The sequence below is a fragment of the Pseudomonas sp. Pseusp3 genome, assembly GCF_047304225.1.
Taxonomy (GTDB): Bacteria; Pseudomonadota; Gammaproteobacteria; order Pseudomonadales; family Pseudomonadaceae; genus Aquipseudomonas; species Aquipseudomonas fluorescens_CD.
Genome location: NZ_JBGLYV010000117.1, coordinates 1 through 16,540, shown reverse-complemented (window position 1 = coordinate 16,540; position 16,540 = coordinate 1). Strand labels below are relative to the sequence as shown.

The window sequence follows — 16,540 nt, the reverse complement described above, 5'->3', positions numbered from 1 at the left end:
TGGTCGGCCAGTCCCGGCCGCGCTTGCGCCGACGTCTGTTCGGTGGCGGGCTGGCGGCGCGGCTGCTGCGCAATGCCCGCGGACTGGAAATCAACGTTCTCGACAGCGATCACCCACAGCATCAACCCCATCGGCGGCCGATGCATTCACTGGTCTGGTTCGACTATGTGTTGGCCGTGGTCGCGACGGTTCTGGCCAGCGCCCTGGCCTGGGCCGTGGCGAGTGTTCTGCCACTGCCGAATATTTCACTGGTGTTCCTCGCCGCCGTGTTGCTGGTGGCGGTGCGCAGCAGTCTCGGACCGGCTCTGGCCTGTGCGGCGCTGTCGTTTCTGACCTATGACTTTCTGTTCATTCCACCGACTTTCTCTCTGAGCATCCAGCGCGAAGAAGACGTACTGACATTATTGTTCTTCCTGCTGATGGCGGCCCTCACCGGCAACCTCGCGGCGCGCCAGCGCCGGCAATTGCAAGCCCTGCGCGACACCCAGGAAGAGACCACTGAATTGCTCGACCTGTCACGCAAACTGACCGCCGCCACCGACCGCCAGGCCGTGGTCAGCGCGGCCGCCCAGCACCTCAACGGTTGGAGCGATGTGCAACTGTGCCTGCTCAATCGCGACGGGCAAAACGGCTGGAAAGTCGAAACCGGTGGTCCGCTGACGTTCACCGAAGCCGAACGCGCCGCCGCCGATTGGGCTTGGCAGCACGATCAACCGGCGGGTGCGGGCACCGGCACCTTGCCGTTCGGCCGCTGGTGGTGGTGGCCGTTATCGGTGGAAGACGGCCCGCTGGCGTTGCTCGGCGTGTGCGCCAGGGAAGGCCAGACCCTGAGCGGTCAGCGCCGACGCTTGTTGACCGCGCTGACCCAGCCGCTGGCCCAGGCACTGGCCCGGGCGCAACTGGCCGATGATCTGGAAGCGGCGCGGCTGCACGGCGAAACCGAACAGTTGCGCAGTGCCTTGCTGGCTTCGGTGTCCCACGATTTACGCACACCGTTGACATCCATGCGCGGCAGTATCGATAGCCTGCTGGCCCTGGGTGAAGCGATCCCGCTGGAGGATCGACGTGAACTGCTCGAAGGCACCCGCGATGAAGCCGAGCGCCTCGACCGCTACATTCAAAACCTGCTCGACATGACCCGGCTCGGCCACGGTGCCCTGAAGCTGGCGCGGGACTGGGTATCGCCGGCAGACATCGTCGGCAGTGCGCTCAACCGTCTGCGGACAGTCCTTGCGCCGTTGCAGGTCAGCACAGACGTGCCGGCCGAGTTACCGTTGCTGTTCGTGCATGCCGCACTGATCGAACAGGCTCTGATCAACGTGCTGGAAAACGCCGCGCGGTTTTCGCCGTCCCACGGGCGTTTGCAATTGCACGCCGGAGCTGATGACAGTGAGCTGTTCTTTTCGGTCAGCGACGAAGGCCCGGGGATTCCGGAGGAGGAGCGGGCGAAGATTTTCGACATGTTCTACACCGCGGCGCGGGGTGATCGTGGTGGGCAGGGGACCGGGCTGGGGCTGGCGATCTGTCAGGGCATGGTCGGTGCCCATGGCGGACGCATCAGCGTCGCCGACGGCATCGAGGGGCGTGGCACCTGCATCACATTGCACCTGCCGCTACAGGCTCAGCCGGGATACGAAAGTGAAGCCTGATCGTGCTTGCGCTACTCTCTTGCCACTTCTTTGTGTTGATGTGAATTCATGAGCCAGACCGCGACCATTTTGGTCATCGATGACGAACCGCAGATCCGCAAATTCCTGCGCATCAGCCTCGCTTCCCAGGGTTACAAGGTGCTGGAGGCCGGCACCGGCAGTGAAGGATTGGCTCAAGCTGCGTTGAACAAACCGGACTTGCTGGTGCTCGACCTGGGCTTGCCGGACATGGACGGCCAACAGGTATTGCGCGATTTTCGCGAGTGGTCGACGGTGCCCGTGCTGGTGCTCTCCGTGCGCGCCGGTGAAGGGCAGAAAGTCGAGGCCCTGGATGGCGGCGCCAATGACTACGTGACCAAGCCGTTCGGCATTCAGGAATTCCTGGCGCGGATTCGTGCGCTGTTGCGCCAGGCGCCCGCCGGCGAGGTCCCGCAAGCGGCGCTGACCTTCGGTCCATTGACGGTCGACCTGGCGTATCGCCGGGTGCTGCTCGACGGTATCGAAGTTGCGCTGACTCGCAAGGAATACGCCGTGCTGGCGCAACTGGCGCGGCATCCCGGGCGGGTGATCACCCAGCAGCAATTGCTCAAGGACATCTGGGGGCCGACGCACACCGAAGACACTCATTACCTGCGCATCGTGGTCGGGCACTTGCGCCAGAAACTGGCGGATGACCCGACTCGACCACGGTTCATCGTGACCGAGGCGGGGGTGGGGTATCGGTTATTGAGTGAAGAGGTTTGACGTTCTGTGGTGACTGACCTGACGTCTTCGCGAGCAAGTCGGATCGCCGCACCGCCGCTCCCACACGGGATCCCGGTCAGACACAAATTTTGTGAACACCGAAGATTTACTGTGGGAGCGGGCTTGCTCGCGAAGAGGCCCTGATAGCCACCACAAAGCTTTCAGGCTTTCAGTTCTGCTCATTCTCATAGCGATCCAGCGTATCCCGCGCAATTTCCCGTCCCAGCGCGATCAGCTCCGGCGCCTTGTAGAACTCGAAAAACCGGCACACGCGCTTGGGCACGTTGATCAGGATGTCCGGCGGATACCCGGCAATCTTGTACTGTGCCAGCGACGTCTGCATCACCTCGAAACTCTGGTTGATCAAATCCAGCAAGGACGCCGGTCCTACGTTGTCGATGATGAACGAGCCGGTGGCGGAGCGGGGGGCGCCACTGGTTTCCGGAGCCGCCGCGGGTTGCTGCGCCTCGGGCTCGGCGGACTCGATCCACGGGTTGAGGTCCGCACCTTCGGCCTTCAAGGCTTCCTGTTCCAGAACCAACAATTGTTCAGCCTGTTTGCGCCGGAACGGCAACTTCGAACCGACGGAGTTGATCAGGCTGTCGAAGCGGGTCTTGAAGGCGGCAGGACGCTGGATGACCGGCAATTGATAGTGGCGCTGGTTGGTGGAGTTGAGGTTGACCGCGATGATCAGATCGCAATGGCTCGACACCACCGGCACGATCGGCAGCGGGTTGAGAATGCCGCCATCCACCAGCATGCGGTTGCCCTGCATCACCGGCGTGAACAGGCTGGGAATCGCCGCTGAGGCGCGCATGGCCTGATGCAGGCAACCTTCCTGGAACCAGATCTCCTGCTGGTTGGTCAGGTCGGTGGCAACGGCCGTGTAGGGGATACGCAAGTCTTCGATGTTGATCTCGCCGACGATCTTGCGGATTTGCCCGAAGACTTTCTCGCCACGAATCGCCCCCAGACGAAAACTGACGTCCACCAGACGCAGCACGTCGAGATAGTCCAGGCTCTCGATCCAGTCGCGGTAATCATTGAGTTTGCCGGCGGCGTAGATCCCGCCCACCACCGCGCCCATGGAGCAACCGGCGACACAGGCGATGTCATAGCCGCGTCGCTCGATCTCTTCAATGACCCCAATATGCGCATAACCCCGGGCTCCACCCGAGCCCAACACCAGTGCGACGCGCTTTTTCATGAATCGCCCTCGTTTGAATGGTTCAACAATGCACCCATCGAGGGTCATGCTTCAATCGCCATGGTCGTTCGGTGGGGCAGGAGCGTCGTATTTTCGACACTCCATGGCGGCACATGATTATTCTTGTCGGCGCTATAGTTTGCACAGGGGACCAACGGCACTTTTCAGGTGCCACACCGTCTTACCTGCATGACTGTTGACCTATCTTTGAGGAGTGAGTGATGAAAGCCTGGATCTGCGTGCCATTGATTGCCCTGGCGCTCGCCGGTTGTGCCGGCAAAACCGCCTACCGCGACAGCTGTGGCAGCCAGCTCGATGCCGCCTGGCATGAGCTGGACCTGGCCAAGGCCGAAGGATTCGCCGGGACCGTCAGCTACTCCAAAGCCTTGTCGCTGTTGACCGCGGCCAAGACCCAACAGCAATTCGAGGGATTCGAGGGCTGCTCCCACAAGGCCGAGAAGGCCCGTTTCTATATTCGTGAGTCGCGCGCGGGGCGTTGAAGGCAAAAAGCAGCGCCAGGCTCTAAGCTACCAATTGCAAGACTCATCGGGCTTGCAGCTCGTAGCCTGGAGCCTGGCGCTGTTTACGGAGTAAACCCCCATGATCGATCGGTTGGTGGCTCAAATTCTGGGCCTGGAAATTCGTCTGCTGGCCTGTCAGGCCCGCCTGAAAGAGCGTACTGACCCTGAAGCGTTACACGATCTGCGCACAACCATGCGTCGGTTACGCAGCCTGTTGCGACCCTTGCGCGGGTTGCCCGGTGTCGAGCAACTGGAAGCGGCAGCCTCCCGGGTGGGAGAGCTGACCACGCCATTGCGTGATCGCGAAGTGCTGGCGGCGTACCTGCACCAGCACCATCAACCCCAGGCCGCACAGCGGCGCATGGCGCAAATGACCGAAGCCTATCCGGCCGTTGCGGCTAGCCCGGAGCTCGCGCAATTGCTGATCGTCCTCGATGCGTTTCCGCGTTTTCTGCGTGCCGCCCAGCGCCAGGGATTGCTCAAGGGCCTGCGCAAGCGCATCGAAAAGCGCCTGGGCAAACAGTGGAAAATACTCGACGAGGCACTGCATGACCCGGCCCATGACCGTCATCGCTTGCGCCTGCTGATCAAGCGGGTGCGCTATGGCATCGACGCTTACCCCGAACTGGACCGTTTGCCGAAAGCGGCCATGCCGCGGTTGAAATCGGCCCAAGGCGCGCTGGGTGACTGGCACGATTGCGTGCAATGGCTGGCCATGGCTGAACTGGAAGCGGATTTGCAGCCCTGTGTTGCAGTCTGGACCGCCACCATGGCCGAGGCCGAAAGCCGTGCGGACCAGGTGCTGGAAAAGCTCAGCAAGGCTTGTTTCAAACCCTGAAAACACCGGAGATCCATTGTAGGAGCGAGCCTTGTGCGGCTCATCTGTCAGTCAATTTGGCCGGAATAGGCGATGTGTCGACTTCGCCAGATGGTTAAGATCCCTTCGTCTTTTTTCGATCCCTGAGGTTTTCATGCGTTTTTCCGAACTGCTCGACGCTGTCCGTAGCCAGCCGCTGGAGCTGTCTATTCCGGCCTCCTGGGCCCAGGGGCGCGCCACTTTTGGTGGCCTGGTGGCCGCCTTGCAGTACGAGGCCATGCGTGCCCGGGTGCCGGCGGATCGTCCGGTGCGCTCGCTGGCAATCACCTTTGTCGGCCCGGTTGAACCCGAGGTACCGGTCAGTTTTGAAGTCGACGTGTTGCGCGAAGGCAAGGCGGTCAGCCAGGTGTTGGGTCGGGTGATGCAGAAGGGGCAGGTGGTGACGTTGATCCAGGGCAGTTTTGGCGCCTCACGCCCTTCGGAAGTGGCGGTGGCTGCTGAACCGGCACCTGAAATGAAGCACTGGGACGAATGCCAGGAATTGCCTTTTGTCGAAGGCGTCCTCCCGGAGTTCATGCGGCATCTGGCGATGCGCTGGAGTGTCGGCGGGCTGCCGTTCAGCGGTAGTACATCCCGGCAAATGGGCGGCTGGGTGCGCCTGCGCGGCGACGTGAAAGAAGAGGCCGTCAGTGAGGCGCATATCCTCGCGCTGGTGGACGCCTGGCCGCCGGCCCTGATGCCATTTCTGAAGAAGCCGGCGATGGGAAGCACACTGACCTGGACCATTGAATTCGTGCAACCGCCGCTGGAACTGAGCACCCTGGACTGGTGCAAATACCTCGTCGAAACCGAGCACGCCGCCGACGGCTACGGGCATGCGGCCGCGAAAATGTGGAGCGCGGATGGTCGGTTGATCGCCATGAGCCGGCAGACGGTGACGGTGTTTGCCTGATCAGTGACGACGGTGGCGCTCGCGCCAGGCGCGCCACCAGCCACCGCTGAGGAAGAACCGCGGAAACGTCAGGAACTGCTCGACCATCAGGCGCGATATCGCATCCTTGCGGTCACTGAAGGGTTCGGCGGCTTGCGCCTCCAGGCTGTGGCCGTGACGTTGCAAGGCCAGCGCGGCAATCACACCGATCACGCCGATGGCGATGTTCGAAAGGGTCAGGCTGAACACCCCGGACACGATCAACAGAAACGCCACGATGAACAGCGGCACCGCGATCAGGTGCAACACCAGGTTTGTCGGGTGCTGATGATTGTTCGGGTACGCTCGCCATTGCCAGGCGGGAAGGTTGGGGTGACGTTTGCCCATGATGCTGATCCTCGATCCATGTTGAATACATGAGATGAAGAATAGGCCCGGTCAATGCTGGCGGCGAATCAAGGCTGGCTATTGGCTTGATAGGCGCCATGGTCTGGATTGATCTTGTCAGTTCTGACGCCTTCGCGAGCAAGCCCGCTCCCACATTTTGACGGTATTCCAATGAAAGAACGCGGTCACCTGTGGGAGCGGGCTTGCCCGCGAAGAGGCCCTTACAGTTTGAGCTGACCTATAGCCCTGCTCAACTCCCCGGCCAACGCCGCCAGCTCATTGCTGGTCGTCGCCGACGTCACCGTCTGCTGCACCGTGTTCTCGGTCACGTCACGGATGCTCACCACCGCCCGGTTCATCTCTTCCGCCACCTGGCTCTGCTGCTCGGCCGCCACCGCGATCTGTGTATTGCTTTCTCGCATCTGCGCCACCGCACCGGTGATCTCGGCTAGTGCCACGCCGGCCTCTTGCGCCTGTTGCACGCAGTCGTCGGCCTTGAACGAGCTCTCCTGCATGAAATCCACGGCGTCACGCGTACCGGCCTGCAACGCTGACACCATGCGCGTGATTTCGTCCGTGGAGGCCTGGACGCGTTTGGCAAGGTTGCGCACTTCATCGGCGACCACGGCAAACCCGCGTCCCATTTCGCCGGCCCGGGCCGCTTCGATGGCGGCGTTGAGTGCCAACAGATTGGTCTGCTCGGCGATGCTGTGAATCACGTTGACCACGCCGTTTATCTTCTGACTGTCCTCGGCCAGGCGTTGAATCATCTCGGCAGTCTGCTGGACGCCGGTGGACAGTCCGGCAATCGACTGCTGCACCCGTGTCACGACCTCCTGGCCGCTGCCGGCCAGGGTATCGGCCGATTGCGAAAGGTCGCGGGTGGCACCTGCGTGTTGGGCGATGTGATGGACTGTTGCGGTCATTTCATTGATCGCCGTGGCGGCTTGATCGGTTTCGCTTTGCTGGCCGAGCATGCCGAGGCGCACTTCATTCATGCTGGCCGCCAGCCGTGCGGCACCGACGTCCAGTTGCCGGGCGGTGTTGGCGACCGTGTTGACCACCCGTTGATAACCGGCCTGCATGGCGTTGAAGGCGTTGGCCATTTGCCCGACTTCGTCGCTGCAAGCCAATGGTACGCGGGCTGACAGGTCGCCGGTTTTCTCCACGTGGAGCATGACGTCTTTCAAGGTATTGAGCTGGCTGAGCAGGAAGCGGATCAATAACTGCGATGCGCCGAGCATTGCCAGCATCAGGATGAACACCGCCAACGCGTAGTTGGCGAAGCGCTCGCTGAACACCTGGCTCAGGCTTGGCCCGTGGACAATCACGGCGACCTGCTGGCCGTCGGCGCGCGCGAACACTTCGGCACCCATCAATGGATTGTCACCGAACAACGGCATTGAGTTGATCTCGACCCAACCGTTTGCATGGGTGAGTTGCGGTATGGGTTGTCCATTCAGCGATGGCGCCTGTTCGCGATTGAACGTCAGCAGGTTATCGGTCTCGGGCAGCGGTTGCCCGGCAGGCCAGGCGCCAAGCAATCGCGCCTGTGACTGAGCCGAAGCCCGGGATGCATGACTGCGGGCCTGTTGTTCGAGCTGCACGGCGTACAGCACCAGCAAAAGCGTGGTGATGAAGGCGACAGCGTTGACCGCCCAGAATTTGTATTTCAGCGAGATATTGCTAAGCCAGGCACCCATGGAGGTCTTCTCTGATAGCGGAAACAGTTTTGGCAAGGTGCCAGCATTGTGCCGCTACTCAGAAATTCGAACCTTGATACAGGTCAATGTGGGAGCGGGCTTGCTCGCGAAAGCAGGGTATCAGTCGACATCAGTGGTGTTTGATAGTCCCCCTTCGCGAGCAAGCCCGCTCCCACAAGGGGCCGTGTTTACAAGGCGATGGTGGGCAGCCGGTAAAACGCCCGAGCACACGCCGTAGTATGCGCCGCCAGATCTTCCTGGCTTTCCCCGCGATGCAGTGCCACTTCGCGCAATACTTCGGTCAGGTATGCAGGCTCGTTTCGCCCGTTTTTCGGCTTGGGGCGCAGGCTGCGCGGCAGCAGGTACGGTGCATCGCTTTCGAGCATCAGGCGCCCGCGCTTGATCTCCTTGACCAGCGGATGCAAATGCATGCCCCTGCGTTCGTCGCAGATCCAGCCGGTAATGCCGATGTGCAAGTCCAGGTCGAGATAGCTGAACAGTGCCTTCTGTTCGCCAGTGAAACAGTGCACCACGGCAGCCGGCAGTCGGTCGCGGAAGTCGCGCAGGATTTCCAGCAAACGCTGGCTGGCGTCGCGTTCGTGCAGAAAGACCGGCAGCTGCAATTCAACGGCCATGGCCAGATGTTCTTCGAGGACCTTTTCCTGCTGCGGGCGCGGCGAGAAGTCACGGTTGAAATCCAGCCCGCATTCACCCACGGCCACCACATTTGGCTCCTTGAGCAAGCTGCGCAAACGTCGGGCACTGTCGGCGTTCCAGTCACTGGCGCAGTGAGGGTGAATACCGGCGGTGGCGAACAGGCGCTGAGTGCTTTCGTCCAGTTGCTGGCACAGTTCAAGGGCCTGCTCGCTGCCCTCGATGCTGGTGCCGGTCAGCACCAGTTGGCATACACCGGCCGCGTAGGCACGGTCGAGTACGGCCTGGTGTTTGTCGGCAAAGCTGGGGTTGGTCAGGTTGACGCCGATATCGATGAGTTGCATGGTGCTACCTCGGGCCAAAGGCCGGAAAGCATATCAGAGCCGTGGATTTATAAGAAAAGCCAAGAACTACAACGAGTTAACGCTGTCTCTTGAGCCGCGGGGCAGGCCGGGTTGGTAGTTTTGCCATCATTGTGCCAGTCTTTCGCACGTTGCCAGCGCCCAAGGCGCTCTGTTTTGTCGCTGCGCTTGATGCCATTTGTCATTGAAGCGTGCCTCATATTCTTTCCGGAGAGTGGATGATTCGTCCCTCGGTTTTGCTACTGCTGTGCTGTTCGCTGCTACTGCCGATGTCGGCGGTCGCGCGTCTGCCCGGGCCGCTGCAAGCCGTACCGGCCAGCAAGGTGCGCGATCTTGCGGAAATTCGCAGCAGCCGAGTGCTGCGGGTATTGGTCAACCAGAGCCGCAACAGTTCCGGCGAAGTCCAGGGGCAGGCGATCGGGGTCGAATATCATCGCCTCAGAGCGTTCGAGCAATACCTCAACGGCCACGCCCGTGACGGTCAGGAAATTACCCTCAAGATCATTCCCAAGGCCAAGGATCAACTGCTCGGCGCATTGCAGCGCGGGGAGGGGGATCTGGTGGCGCCAGGCGAGTTGCTCGATCTGCAAGCGGGCTTCGCCGTCAGCACCAGTGAGCCGATTGCCAGCAACATCCCGTTGGTGCTGGTGGGCATCAAGGGCGAACGCCGCTACACCCGGCTTGAACAGCTATCCGGCAAAACCCTGGCCTTGCCTGCCGGCAGCGCCGCCGGGGATGCTGTCAGCCAGATCAATCAAAAGCTCGCCCTGCACAAACTGCCACCGGTCACAATCGAATGGGTCGATCCGACCCTTGCCGTCGAGGACGTCCTGGAAATGGTGCAGGGCGGGATCTTCCACCTGACCATTGTCGAGCAGCCGATCGCCGAACGCTGGGGCAAGATCCTGCCCAGGTTGCGTTTCGACAAGCAGGTACTCATCAGCGATCCGGGAGAGGAGTTCTGGTTCGTACGCCGTGATGCCTCGATGCTGCGGGCCAGTATTGATCGCTTCCTCACCGGTTACAAAAAACCGTCGGATCAGGACGCCGCGTTCCTGCGGATCTATCGGCGTCTCTATCAAGTGCACTACCCACTGGCCAAGGCCGATCGGCAGCGTCTGGAAAAACTCCGCCCGGTGCTGCAAAAGCACGCCGATGCCCAAGGCATGGACTGGCTGAACCTGGCGGCGTTGGCGTTCAAGGAATCAGCGTTGCAGCCCACGGCCCGCAGTGGTGGTGGCCCGACCGGCCTGATGCAGATCACGCCTTCTGCGGCGCAGCGGGTGGGGGTCAACAATATCCAGGACGTAGACGGCAATGTGCAGGCCGGGGCCAAGTACCTGGCGATGATCCGGCGCAAGTTTTTTGCCAGCCCGAAACTCAATGAACGCGAACGCATGGCCTTTGTGCTGGCAGCCTACAACATCGGGCCAGAGCGGGTTCAGGGCATGCGCGCCGAAGCCCGGCGGCGAGGGTTGAATCCCAACCAGTGGTTCTTCCAGGTCGAACGCGTTGCCATGGAGCAAGTGGGCATGGGGCCCGTCAGCTATGTTAATAGCGTGAACAAGTATTATTTGGCGTTCGACCGGGAGCGGGAGTCGTTGGAGCCCCAGGGACAAAAGGTTGTCTCACGTAATTGATCTACTAATCTGATTGTTATTGCCGGCTTTTTGCGCTTTTAACATATGATTTACTGATTAATATAGCGGCCAACCAACACACATCAGCAAGGAATGAAACAGCATGAGCACTCTGATCAACAAGGTACTGTCCACCCGCGCTGGCTACGGCCTGACAGTTCTGCGCATCGTTGTCGGCATTGTCTTCGCCGCACACGGTTCGCAGAAACTCTTCGGGGCATTCGGTGGCTATGGTCTGGCGGGAACCGCGCAGTACATGGAAAGCGTCGGGCTGACGCCGGGTTACCTGATGGCGGCAATGGCGGGCGGCATCGAATTCTTCGCCGGCCTGGCCCTGATCATCGGCTTGCTGGCTCGCCCGGCCGCACTTGGCCTGGCATTACTGTCGCTGGTCGCGATTTTCACGGTGCACATCAGCAACGGTCTGTTCATGGCCAACAACGGTTATGAATTCGCCCTGGCGTTGCTCGGTGGCAGTATCGCGGTATTGATCGAAGGTGCGGGCAAACTCTCGGCGGACCGTGCCATCGCCGGTTGACCGCTCTGGCTCAACGAAAAGGCCCGCATTGTGCGGGCCTTTTTTGTTGTGCGTCATTCTTGACACTGTCCAGTCAGCTTCTCTAGGATGTTGCTCATGCGCCGATTTAAACAGCTACTTGCGGGGCGCCAGGTGACTCATTCAGTTGCCGATAGAAGCCGGAACAGGCTTCGAAATACCGCTAAAGCGCTGGTTCGGTGTTGCCTCTCACCTGCCATGCAGACTTTTGAGGCAGAGACACGACACAATGAATGCACTAAACCCTGTTGTACGTCCCGCGCCGATCACGGCACATCTCACCCAGCGCAATCCAAAAATCCTGCTTGGCGGCAAACATCAGCCGACGCTCTTGCGTTATCTCGATGGCTGGCCTCGTCGTACCGGCGGTCCCGCTGCCTTCCTGATCCAGTTTGTCGAAGACGGTGAGTCGCTCGCTCGTTTCGCCGACGACAGTTTCGATCTGGCAGTGATTCAATCCCCCAGCCTTGAAGACGCGCCGGAAGTGATCAGGCAACTGACTCGCGTTGCCCGGCAAGGGCTGATCACCCGCCGTTGAGTTCTACGGGTAGTCGATCGCCACGATATAAACACACTGCTCACCGGTCGGTGTCTGGACTCGAACTTCGGCGTCCAGTGCCTTGCCGATCAGGGCGCGGGCCAATGGCGAATCAATGCTGATCAGGCCTTGTTTGAGGTCCAGTTCATCCGGCCCGACAATGCGGTAGCGCGACTCTTTGCCGTCTTCGTCCTCGATCGTCACCCAGGCGCCAAAATAGACCTTGTTCGGATCGCTGGGTTTTTCGCTGACGACCTTGAGCGCCTCCAGGCGCTTGGTGAGAAAACGCACGCGGCTGTCGATCTCTCGCAGCATCTTTTTGCCGTAGGTGTATTCGGCGTTCTCCGAGCGATCCCCCTGGGCCGCGGCTTCGCTGACAGCCTGGGTAACCTGGGGCCGGCGTACATGCCACAGTTCATGGAACTCGGCACGCATCCGCGCTTCACCCTCGGGGGTGATCAGCGCGGTGCCGGCGGTGCGGGGAGGGCGATAACGGCTCATGACAGCTTCTTGTGGTGAGGATGGCTGGAGTCTATCAACCCTCGCGCAGGACTGTCAGCGGGCTGGCGTTCAATGCCCGACGGGTGCCGAACACCCCGGCACCGCCAATCAGCACGGCACCCACCAATGGCAGCAACAACAGCCATGGATGCGGATGCCATGGCAGGTCGAAGGCATAGCGGTAGAGCACCAGGCTCACCAGTTCCGATCCCAGTGCCGCCAGCAAACCGCTGACCGCACCGAGCAAGCCGAACTCGATGCGCCGTGCCTTGACCAGCAATTGCCGTTCAGCGCCCAGCGCTCGCAGTAATGCGCCCTGGCGAATGCGTTCGTCCAGTGTCGCCTGCAGGCCGGAAAACAGCACCGCCATCCCCGCTGCCAGTACGAACAGCAACACATACTCTACCGCCAGGGTGACCTGGGCGAGAATGCTGCGCAGTTGTTCCAGCAAGGCTTCGACCTGCAGGATCGTCACCGCCGGGAAGGCACGGGACAGGTCGACGATCTGTTGGTCATGGCCCGGTGCCAGATAGAAACTGGTCAGGTAAGTTACCGGCAGATCCTTCAGGGTGCCGGGCTGGAAGATCATGAAGAAGTTCGGCTGGAAGTTGTCCCAGTTGATCTCCCGCAGGCTGGTGACTTTCGCCTCGCGATTGACCCCGCCAACGCTGAAAACCAGATGGTCGCCGAGCTTGATTTTCAGGCTTTCAGCGACCTTGCCTTCCACCGACACGCCGGGAACATCGTCCGGCGTCTGTTCGTTCCACCAATTACCGGTCGTGAGTTTGTTGCCCGACGGCAGGTCCGCGGCCCAGGTCAGGCTCAGGTCGCGCTGGATTGCCCGATCCCCCGCCGATTCCTTGGTGACGATCTGCTGCACCGGTTCGCCGTTGATGCTGATCAAGCGCCCCGGCACCACCGGATACAACGGTGCCGATTGCGCCGACACGGCGATCAGGTGATCGGTGAAGGCCTGTTTGTCCGCGGGCAGGATGTTCAGGGCGAAGTAATTGGGGGCGTTTTTCGGCAACTGGTTTTGCCAGGTATTCAGCAACTCACCGCGCAGTAGCGCAATCAGCGCCATCGACAGCAGAATCAGGCCGAACGCCAGGGACTGGCCCGCGGCCGCGAGCGGGTGACGCAGCAATTGCCCGAGTCCCAGGCGCCAGGGCAGGGACGCACGGGCGAGCATGCGCCGCAGGCTCTTCAACAGCAGCAGCAACAAACCGCCCAGCACCAGCGCTGCAATCACGCCACCGCCGAGCAGGGCAAAGGTCAGCAGCAGGTCCAGGCTCAGACGCCACATGATCAGGCCGAGGGCACCCAGTGCTGCACCGTAGACCATCCAGGTGCTGGAAGGGATAGGCAGCATGTCCCGACGCAATACGCGCAATGGCGGAACCCGGCCCAGAGCCGCCAGCGGCGGCAAGGCGAAACCGGCCAGCGCCACCAGTCCGGTGCCGATCCCGGCAACGGCCGGAAACAGCCCGCCCGCAGGCACGTCGGTCGGCAGCAAGTCATGCAGCAGGGCAAACAACCCCAGCTGTGCGAACCAGCCGAGGAGGGCGCCGCTGATGCTGGCCAGCAGTCCGAGGACGGTCAGTTGCAGGCTGAACAACACCAGGGTTTCCCGGCGTGACAGCCCGAGGCAGCGTAGCAAGGCACTGGCATCGAATCGGCGAGTGGCGAAGCGGGTTGCCGATAGCGCAACCGCCACGCCGGACAGCAACACCGCGACCAGGCTGGCCATGTTCAGGTAGCGTTCGGCTTTGCCCAGGGCTCCACCGATCTGCCGGTTGCCGTCACGGGCGTCCTGCAAGCGCTGATTGGCGGCGAGGCCCGGTTTTATGAGTTGCCGATAGGTTTCCAGCGCCTTGGCATCGCCGCGCCACAACTCCCGATAGCTGACCCGGCTGCCGGGCTGCACTACACCGGTGGCCACAAGGTCGCCGAGATTGATCAGCACTCGTGGCGTCAGGCTGTAGAAATTGCCGGCGCGGTCGGGTTCGTACGTCAGCACCCGCGTCAGTTTCAGGGTTTTCATGCCGACATCGATGCTGTCGCCGATCTTCAGGTCCAGGGCGGTCAGCAGGCGTGCCTCGACCCAGGCTTCGCCGGGTTTCGGTCCTCCACCGGGTTCCTCCACGGCAAAGGGCGCGGGCGCGCTTTTCAGTTCGCCGCGCAGCGGGTAGGTGCCATCGGCCGCCTTGATGCTGGACAGCTGGATGCCTTTGTCGGTGGCGATAACGCTGGAGAACTCCACCACTTGAGCGTGTTCCAGACCCAGTTCGGTGCCGCTTCTTATTTGCTCGGGGCGCGCCGGCGAGCTGCCTTCGAGCAGCAGGTCGGCACCGAGGAATTCGGTGGCGCGCAACATCATGGCGCCATTCAGGCGCGCGCCAAAGTAACCGATGGCGGTGCTGGCGGCCACGGCCACCAGCAAGGCGAAAAACAACACGCGCAATTCACCGGCGCGGGCGTCGCGCAGCAATTGACGGATGGCGAGGCTGAACAGGCGCAACAGCGGCAGACGTGCCATCAAGGCTCCAGAGGGGCGACCAGCAGGCCGGCTTCAAGGCGGATCAGGCGCCGGCAGCGATGGGCCAGGCGTTCATCGTGAGTCACCAGTACCAGGGTCGTGCCGCGTTCCTTGTTGAGTTCGAACAGCAAGTCGCTGATGCGCTCGCCGGTGTGGCTGTCGAGGTTGCCGGTCGGTTCGTCGGCGAACAGCACATCGGGCTCGGCGGCGAATGCGCGGGCAATCGCCACGCGTTGTTGTTCGCCCCCCGAGAGCTGGCGTGGCGAGTGAGTCAGGCGCTGGCCCAGCCCCACGCGTTGCAGCAATTGGGTGGCGCGTTCGCGGGCGTCTTTGCGGCCATCGAGTTCCAGCGGCAGCATGACGTTTTCCAGGGCATTGAGGCTGTCGAGCAACTGGAATGACTGGAACACAAAACCCACGTGCTCGGCGCGGATGCGCGCACGCTGGTCTTCATCGAGGCTGCTCAGGCCTTGCCCGGCGAGAGTGACTTCGCCGCTGCTCGGCAGGTCGAGGCCGGCGAGCAGGCCCAGCAGGGTGGATTTGCCGGAACCCGAAGCGCCGACGATGGCCAGGCTGTCGCCCTTGTTCAGTTCCAGGCTGAGTTCGTGCAGGATGGTCAGTTCACCTTCCGCGCTGGGAACCACTTTGCTAAGGTCCTTCGCGATGAGAATGCTTGCGCCCATGGAGAGTCCGATGCGTGTCTGGTTTTTGAGTGCTGGCCTGGCCTTGTTGTGCATGGCCCAAAACGCAGCGGCGGGTACAGTCCTGATCGTTGGCGATAGTATCAGCGCCGGTTTCGGGCTGGATACCCGGCAGGGGTGGGTGTCGCTGCTTGAGCAACGGCTCAGGCTCGAAGGTTTCGACGATAAAGTGGTCAATGCGTCCATCAGTGGCGACACCAGTGCCGGAGGCCGGGCGCGGCTGCCCGCGCTGCTTGCAGAGCATAAGCCGGAGCTGGTGATCCTCGAACTGGGCGGCAATGACGGGCTGCGCGGATTGTTGCCAACGCAATTGCAACAAAATCTTGCGTCAATGATCGACAGCTCCCGGGCCAGCGGTGCCAGGGTGTTGCTGCTCGGCATGCAATTGCCACCCAATTACGGTGCGCGTTACACAAAGGCGTTTGCCGAGGTCTACAGCAACCTGGCCGATGAGAAAAAGATCCCGCTGGTGCCGTTTTTCCTCGACGGCGTGGGCGGCCATCCGGACTTGATGCAGGCTGACGGCATACACCCGGCGGCCGGGGCCCAGGACAAGTTGCTGGAAAATGTCTGGCCTACCCTAAAACCGCTGTTATGACACTTTTCTAGAAGCAGGCTTTCGGCTAAGGTGGCGCCCCCGATTTGGAGCCCCCGATGCCGCGTCCCGCCTGGTCACTCTTTGCCTACCAACTGATCGAGCCTGACGAACAGCTGGATCTGTTCGCCTGCCAGGAAGTGCGGGTACATCTGGTGACCCGTCAACTGGAGTTGGGCGGCTCGGCTGACCGCACCTTGTGCGGCAGCCTGTTGCCGGCGCAGCCTCGCTGGTCGAGTGTTGATCGTCGGGTGTTTCAGGATCAGCGGCTGTGTTCGTTGTGCAGGGCTATTCTTGAGTCGCAGAAGCGTGGGACTTCGCCGATCTGGCCGGAATTGCGTTTCGAGCTTTGATCTGTTGTTGCGGGCTGGTCCTGTTGTTTTGTGTACATATCCGTTTCTTCGGCAATGGCGGCTGATGGTTTCGCCCTTACGGCGACTCACTTTTTTTACAAGCGCCTAAAAAAAGTAAGCAAAAAAACGCTCGCCCCGAACG

Annotated in this window: 17 protein-coding genes; 10 read left to right on the top strand and 7 right to left on the bottom strand. The window is 61.4% G+C overall.

The features are described 5' to 3' along the window. On the top strand, nucleotides 1-1,649 hold a 1,649-nt coding region (locus ACCD00_RS26590), incomplete at its 5' end, for a DUF4118 domain-containing protein (RefSeq protein ID WP_413428265.1). 48 nt (nucleotides 1,650-1,697) lie between these two features. Continuing rightward, complete coding sequence (locus ACCD00_RS26585) at nucleotides 1,698-2,393, top strand: response regulator (protein WP_413428264.1); 696 nt, start codon at nucleotides 1,698-1,700, stop codon at nucleotides 2,391-2,393. 169 nt (nucleotides 2,394-2,562) lie between these two features. Here ACCD00_RS26585 and ACCD00_RS26580 read toward each other — a convergent pair whose 3' ends face one another. Then, the gene (locus tag ACCD00_RS26580; protein ID WP_413428263.1) at nucleotides 2,563-3,600 is read right to left on the bottom strand and encodes a patatin-like phospholipase family protein; all 1,038 of its coding nucleotides are present in this window, start codon (nucleotides 3,598-3,600) and stop codon (nucleotides 2,563-2,565) included. Nucleotides 3,601-3,821: 221 nt separating this feature from the next. Between ACCD00_RS26580 and ACCD00_RS26575 the strand changes: the two genes are divergently transcribed. The 3 genes from ACCD00_RS26575 (at nucleotide 3,822) to ACCD00_RS26565 (ending at nucleotide 5,890) form a co-directional block, all read left to right on the top strand. Further along, nucleotides 3,822-4,100 carry a hypothetical protein gene (locus tag ACCD00_RS26575; RefSeq protein ID WP_008017838.1) on the top strand — a complete coding sequence of 93 codons (279 nt, stop codon included), beginning with the start codon at nucleotides 3,822-3,824 and terminating at the stop codon, nucleotides 4,098-4,100. Nucleotides 4,101-4,200: 100 nt separating this feature from the next. Next, on the top strand, nucleotides 4,201-4,959 hold the full coding sequence (locus ACCD00_RS26570; RefSeq protein ID WP_413428262.1) for a CHAD domain-containing protein: 759 nt from the start codon (nucleotides 4,201-4,203) through the stop codon (nucleotides 4,957-4,959). Nucleotides 4,960-5,092: 133 nt separating this feature from the next. After that, complete coding sequence (locus tag ACCD00_RS26565) at nucleotides 5,093-5,890, top strand: acyl-CoA thioesterase (RefSeq protein WP_413428261.1); 798 nt, start codon at nucleotides 5,093-5,095, stop codon at nucleotides 5,888-5,890. Here the strand turns inward: ACCD00_RS26565 and ACCD00_RS26560 are convergent, their stop codons facing one another. The 3 genes from ACCD00_RS26560 to ACCD00_RS26550 all read right to left on the bottom strand — a co-directional run bounded on the left by ACCD00_RS26560 (nucleotide 5,891) and on the right by ACCD00_RS26550 (nucleotide 8,957). After that, on the bottom strand, nucleotides 5,891-6,256 hold the full coding sequence (locus ACCD00_RS26560; protein WP_413428260.1) for a terminase: 366 nt from the start codon (nucleotides 6,254-6,256) through the stop codon (nucleotides 5,891-5,893). 221 nt (nucleotides 6,257-6,477) lie between these two features. Continuing rightward, nucleotides 6,478-7,959 (bottom strand): methyl-accepting chemotaxis protein, encoded by a 1,482-nt coding sequence (locus tag ACCD00_RS26555; RefSeq protein WP_413428259.1) that lies wholly within the window; start codon nucleotides 7,957-7,959, stop codon nucleotides 6,478-6,480. 188 nt (nucleotides 7,960-8,147) lie between these two features. Continuing rightward, a complete protein-coding gene (locus ACCD00_RS26550) occupies nucleotides 8,148-8,957 on the bottom strand; it encodes a TatD family hydrolase (protein WP_413428258.1) in 810 nt (269 codons plus the stop codon). 236 nt (nucleotides 8,958-9,193) lie between these two features. On the opposite strand from ACCD00_RS26550, the gene ACCD00_RS26545 reads away from it, so the two are divergent. From ACCD00_RS26545 to ACCD00_RS26535, 3 genes are all read left to right on the top strand, one after another. Further along, nucleotides 9,194-10,615, top strand: coding sequence for a transglycosylase SLT domain-containing protein (locus ACCD00_RS26545; RefSeq protein ID WP_413428257.1), 1,422 nt, complete (start codon nucleotides 9,194-9,196; stop codon nucleotides 10,613-10,615). A gap of 103 nt (nucleotides 10,616-10,718) precedes the next feature. After that, entirely contained in the window at nucleotides 10,719-11,153 is a 435-nt protein-coding gene (locus tag ACCD00_RS26540; RefSeq protein ID WP_413428256.1) for a DoxX family protein, read from the top strand. A 247-nt stretch (nucleotides 11,154-11,400) separates the two neighbouring features. Next, the gene (locus ACCD00_RS26535; RefSeq protein WP_008001428.1) at nucleotides 11,401-11,709 is read left to right on the top strand and encodes a hypothetical protein; all 309 of its coding nucleotides are present in this window, start codon (nucleotides 11,401-11,403) and stop codon (nucleotides 11,707-11,709) included. A 3-nt stretch (nucleotides 11,710-11,712) separates the two neighbouring features. Here the strand turns inward: ACCD00_RS26535 and greB are convergent, their stop codons facing one another. From greB to ACCD00_RS26520, 3 genes are read right to left on the bottom strand one after another with little or no spacing between them, the layout of a single operon-like run. After that, nucleotides 11,713-12,210, bottom strand: coding sequence for a transcription elongation factor GreB (greB, locus tag ACCD00_RS26530; RefSeq protein ID WP_007973570.1), 498 nt, complete (start codon nucleotides 12,208-12,210; stop codon nucleotides 11,713-11,715). A 34-nt stretch (nucleotides 12,211-12,244) separates the two neighbouring features. Continuing rightward, complete coding sequence (locus tag ACCD00_RS26525; protein WP_413428255.1) at nucleotides 12,245-14,749, bottom strand: ABC transporter permease; 2,505 nt, start codon at nucleotides 14,747-14,749, stop codon at nucleotides 12,245-12,247. Next, nucleotides 14,749-15,432, bottom strand: a complete 684-nt coding sequence (locus tag ACCD00_RS26520) for an ABC transporter ATP-binding protein (protein WP_413428254.1) — start codon at nucleotides 15,430-15,432, stop codon at nucleotides 14,749-14,751. Before ACCD00_RS26520 ends, ACCD00_RS26525 begins: the two co-directional genes overlap by 1 nt. 10 nt (nucleotides 15,433-15,442) lie before the next feature. Here ACCD00_RS26520 and ACCD00_RS26515 point away from each other — a divergent pair, with 10 nt between their 5' ends. Both ACCD00_RS26515 and ACCD00_RS26510 read left to right on the top strand, forming a co-directional pair. After that, nucleotides 15,443-16,048, top strand: a complete 606-nt coding sequence (locus ACCD00_RS26515) for an arylesterase (RefSeq protein ID WP_413428253.1) — start codon at nucleotides 15,443-15,445, stop codon at nucleotides 16,046-16,048. 56 nt (nucleotides 16,049-16,104) lie between these two features. Further along, entirely contained in the window at nucleotides 16,105-16,398 is a 294-nt protein-coding gene (locus ACCD00_RS26510) for a hypothetical protein (RefSeq protein WP_003226812.1), read from the top strand. Nucleotides 16,399-16,540 lie beyond the last annotated feature (142 nt).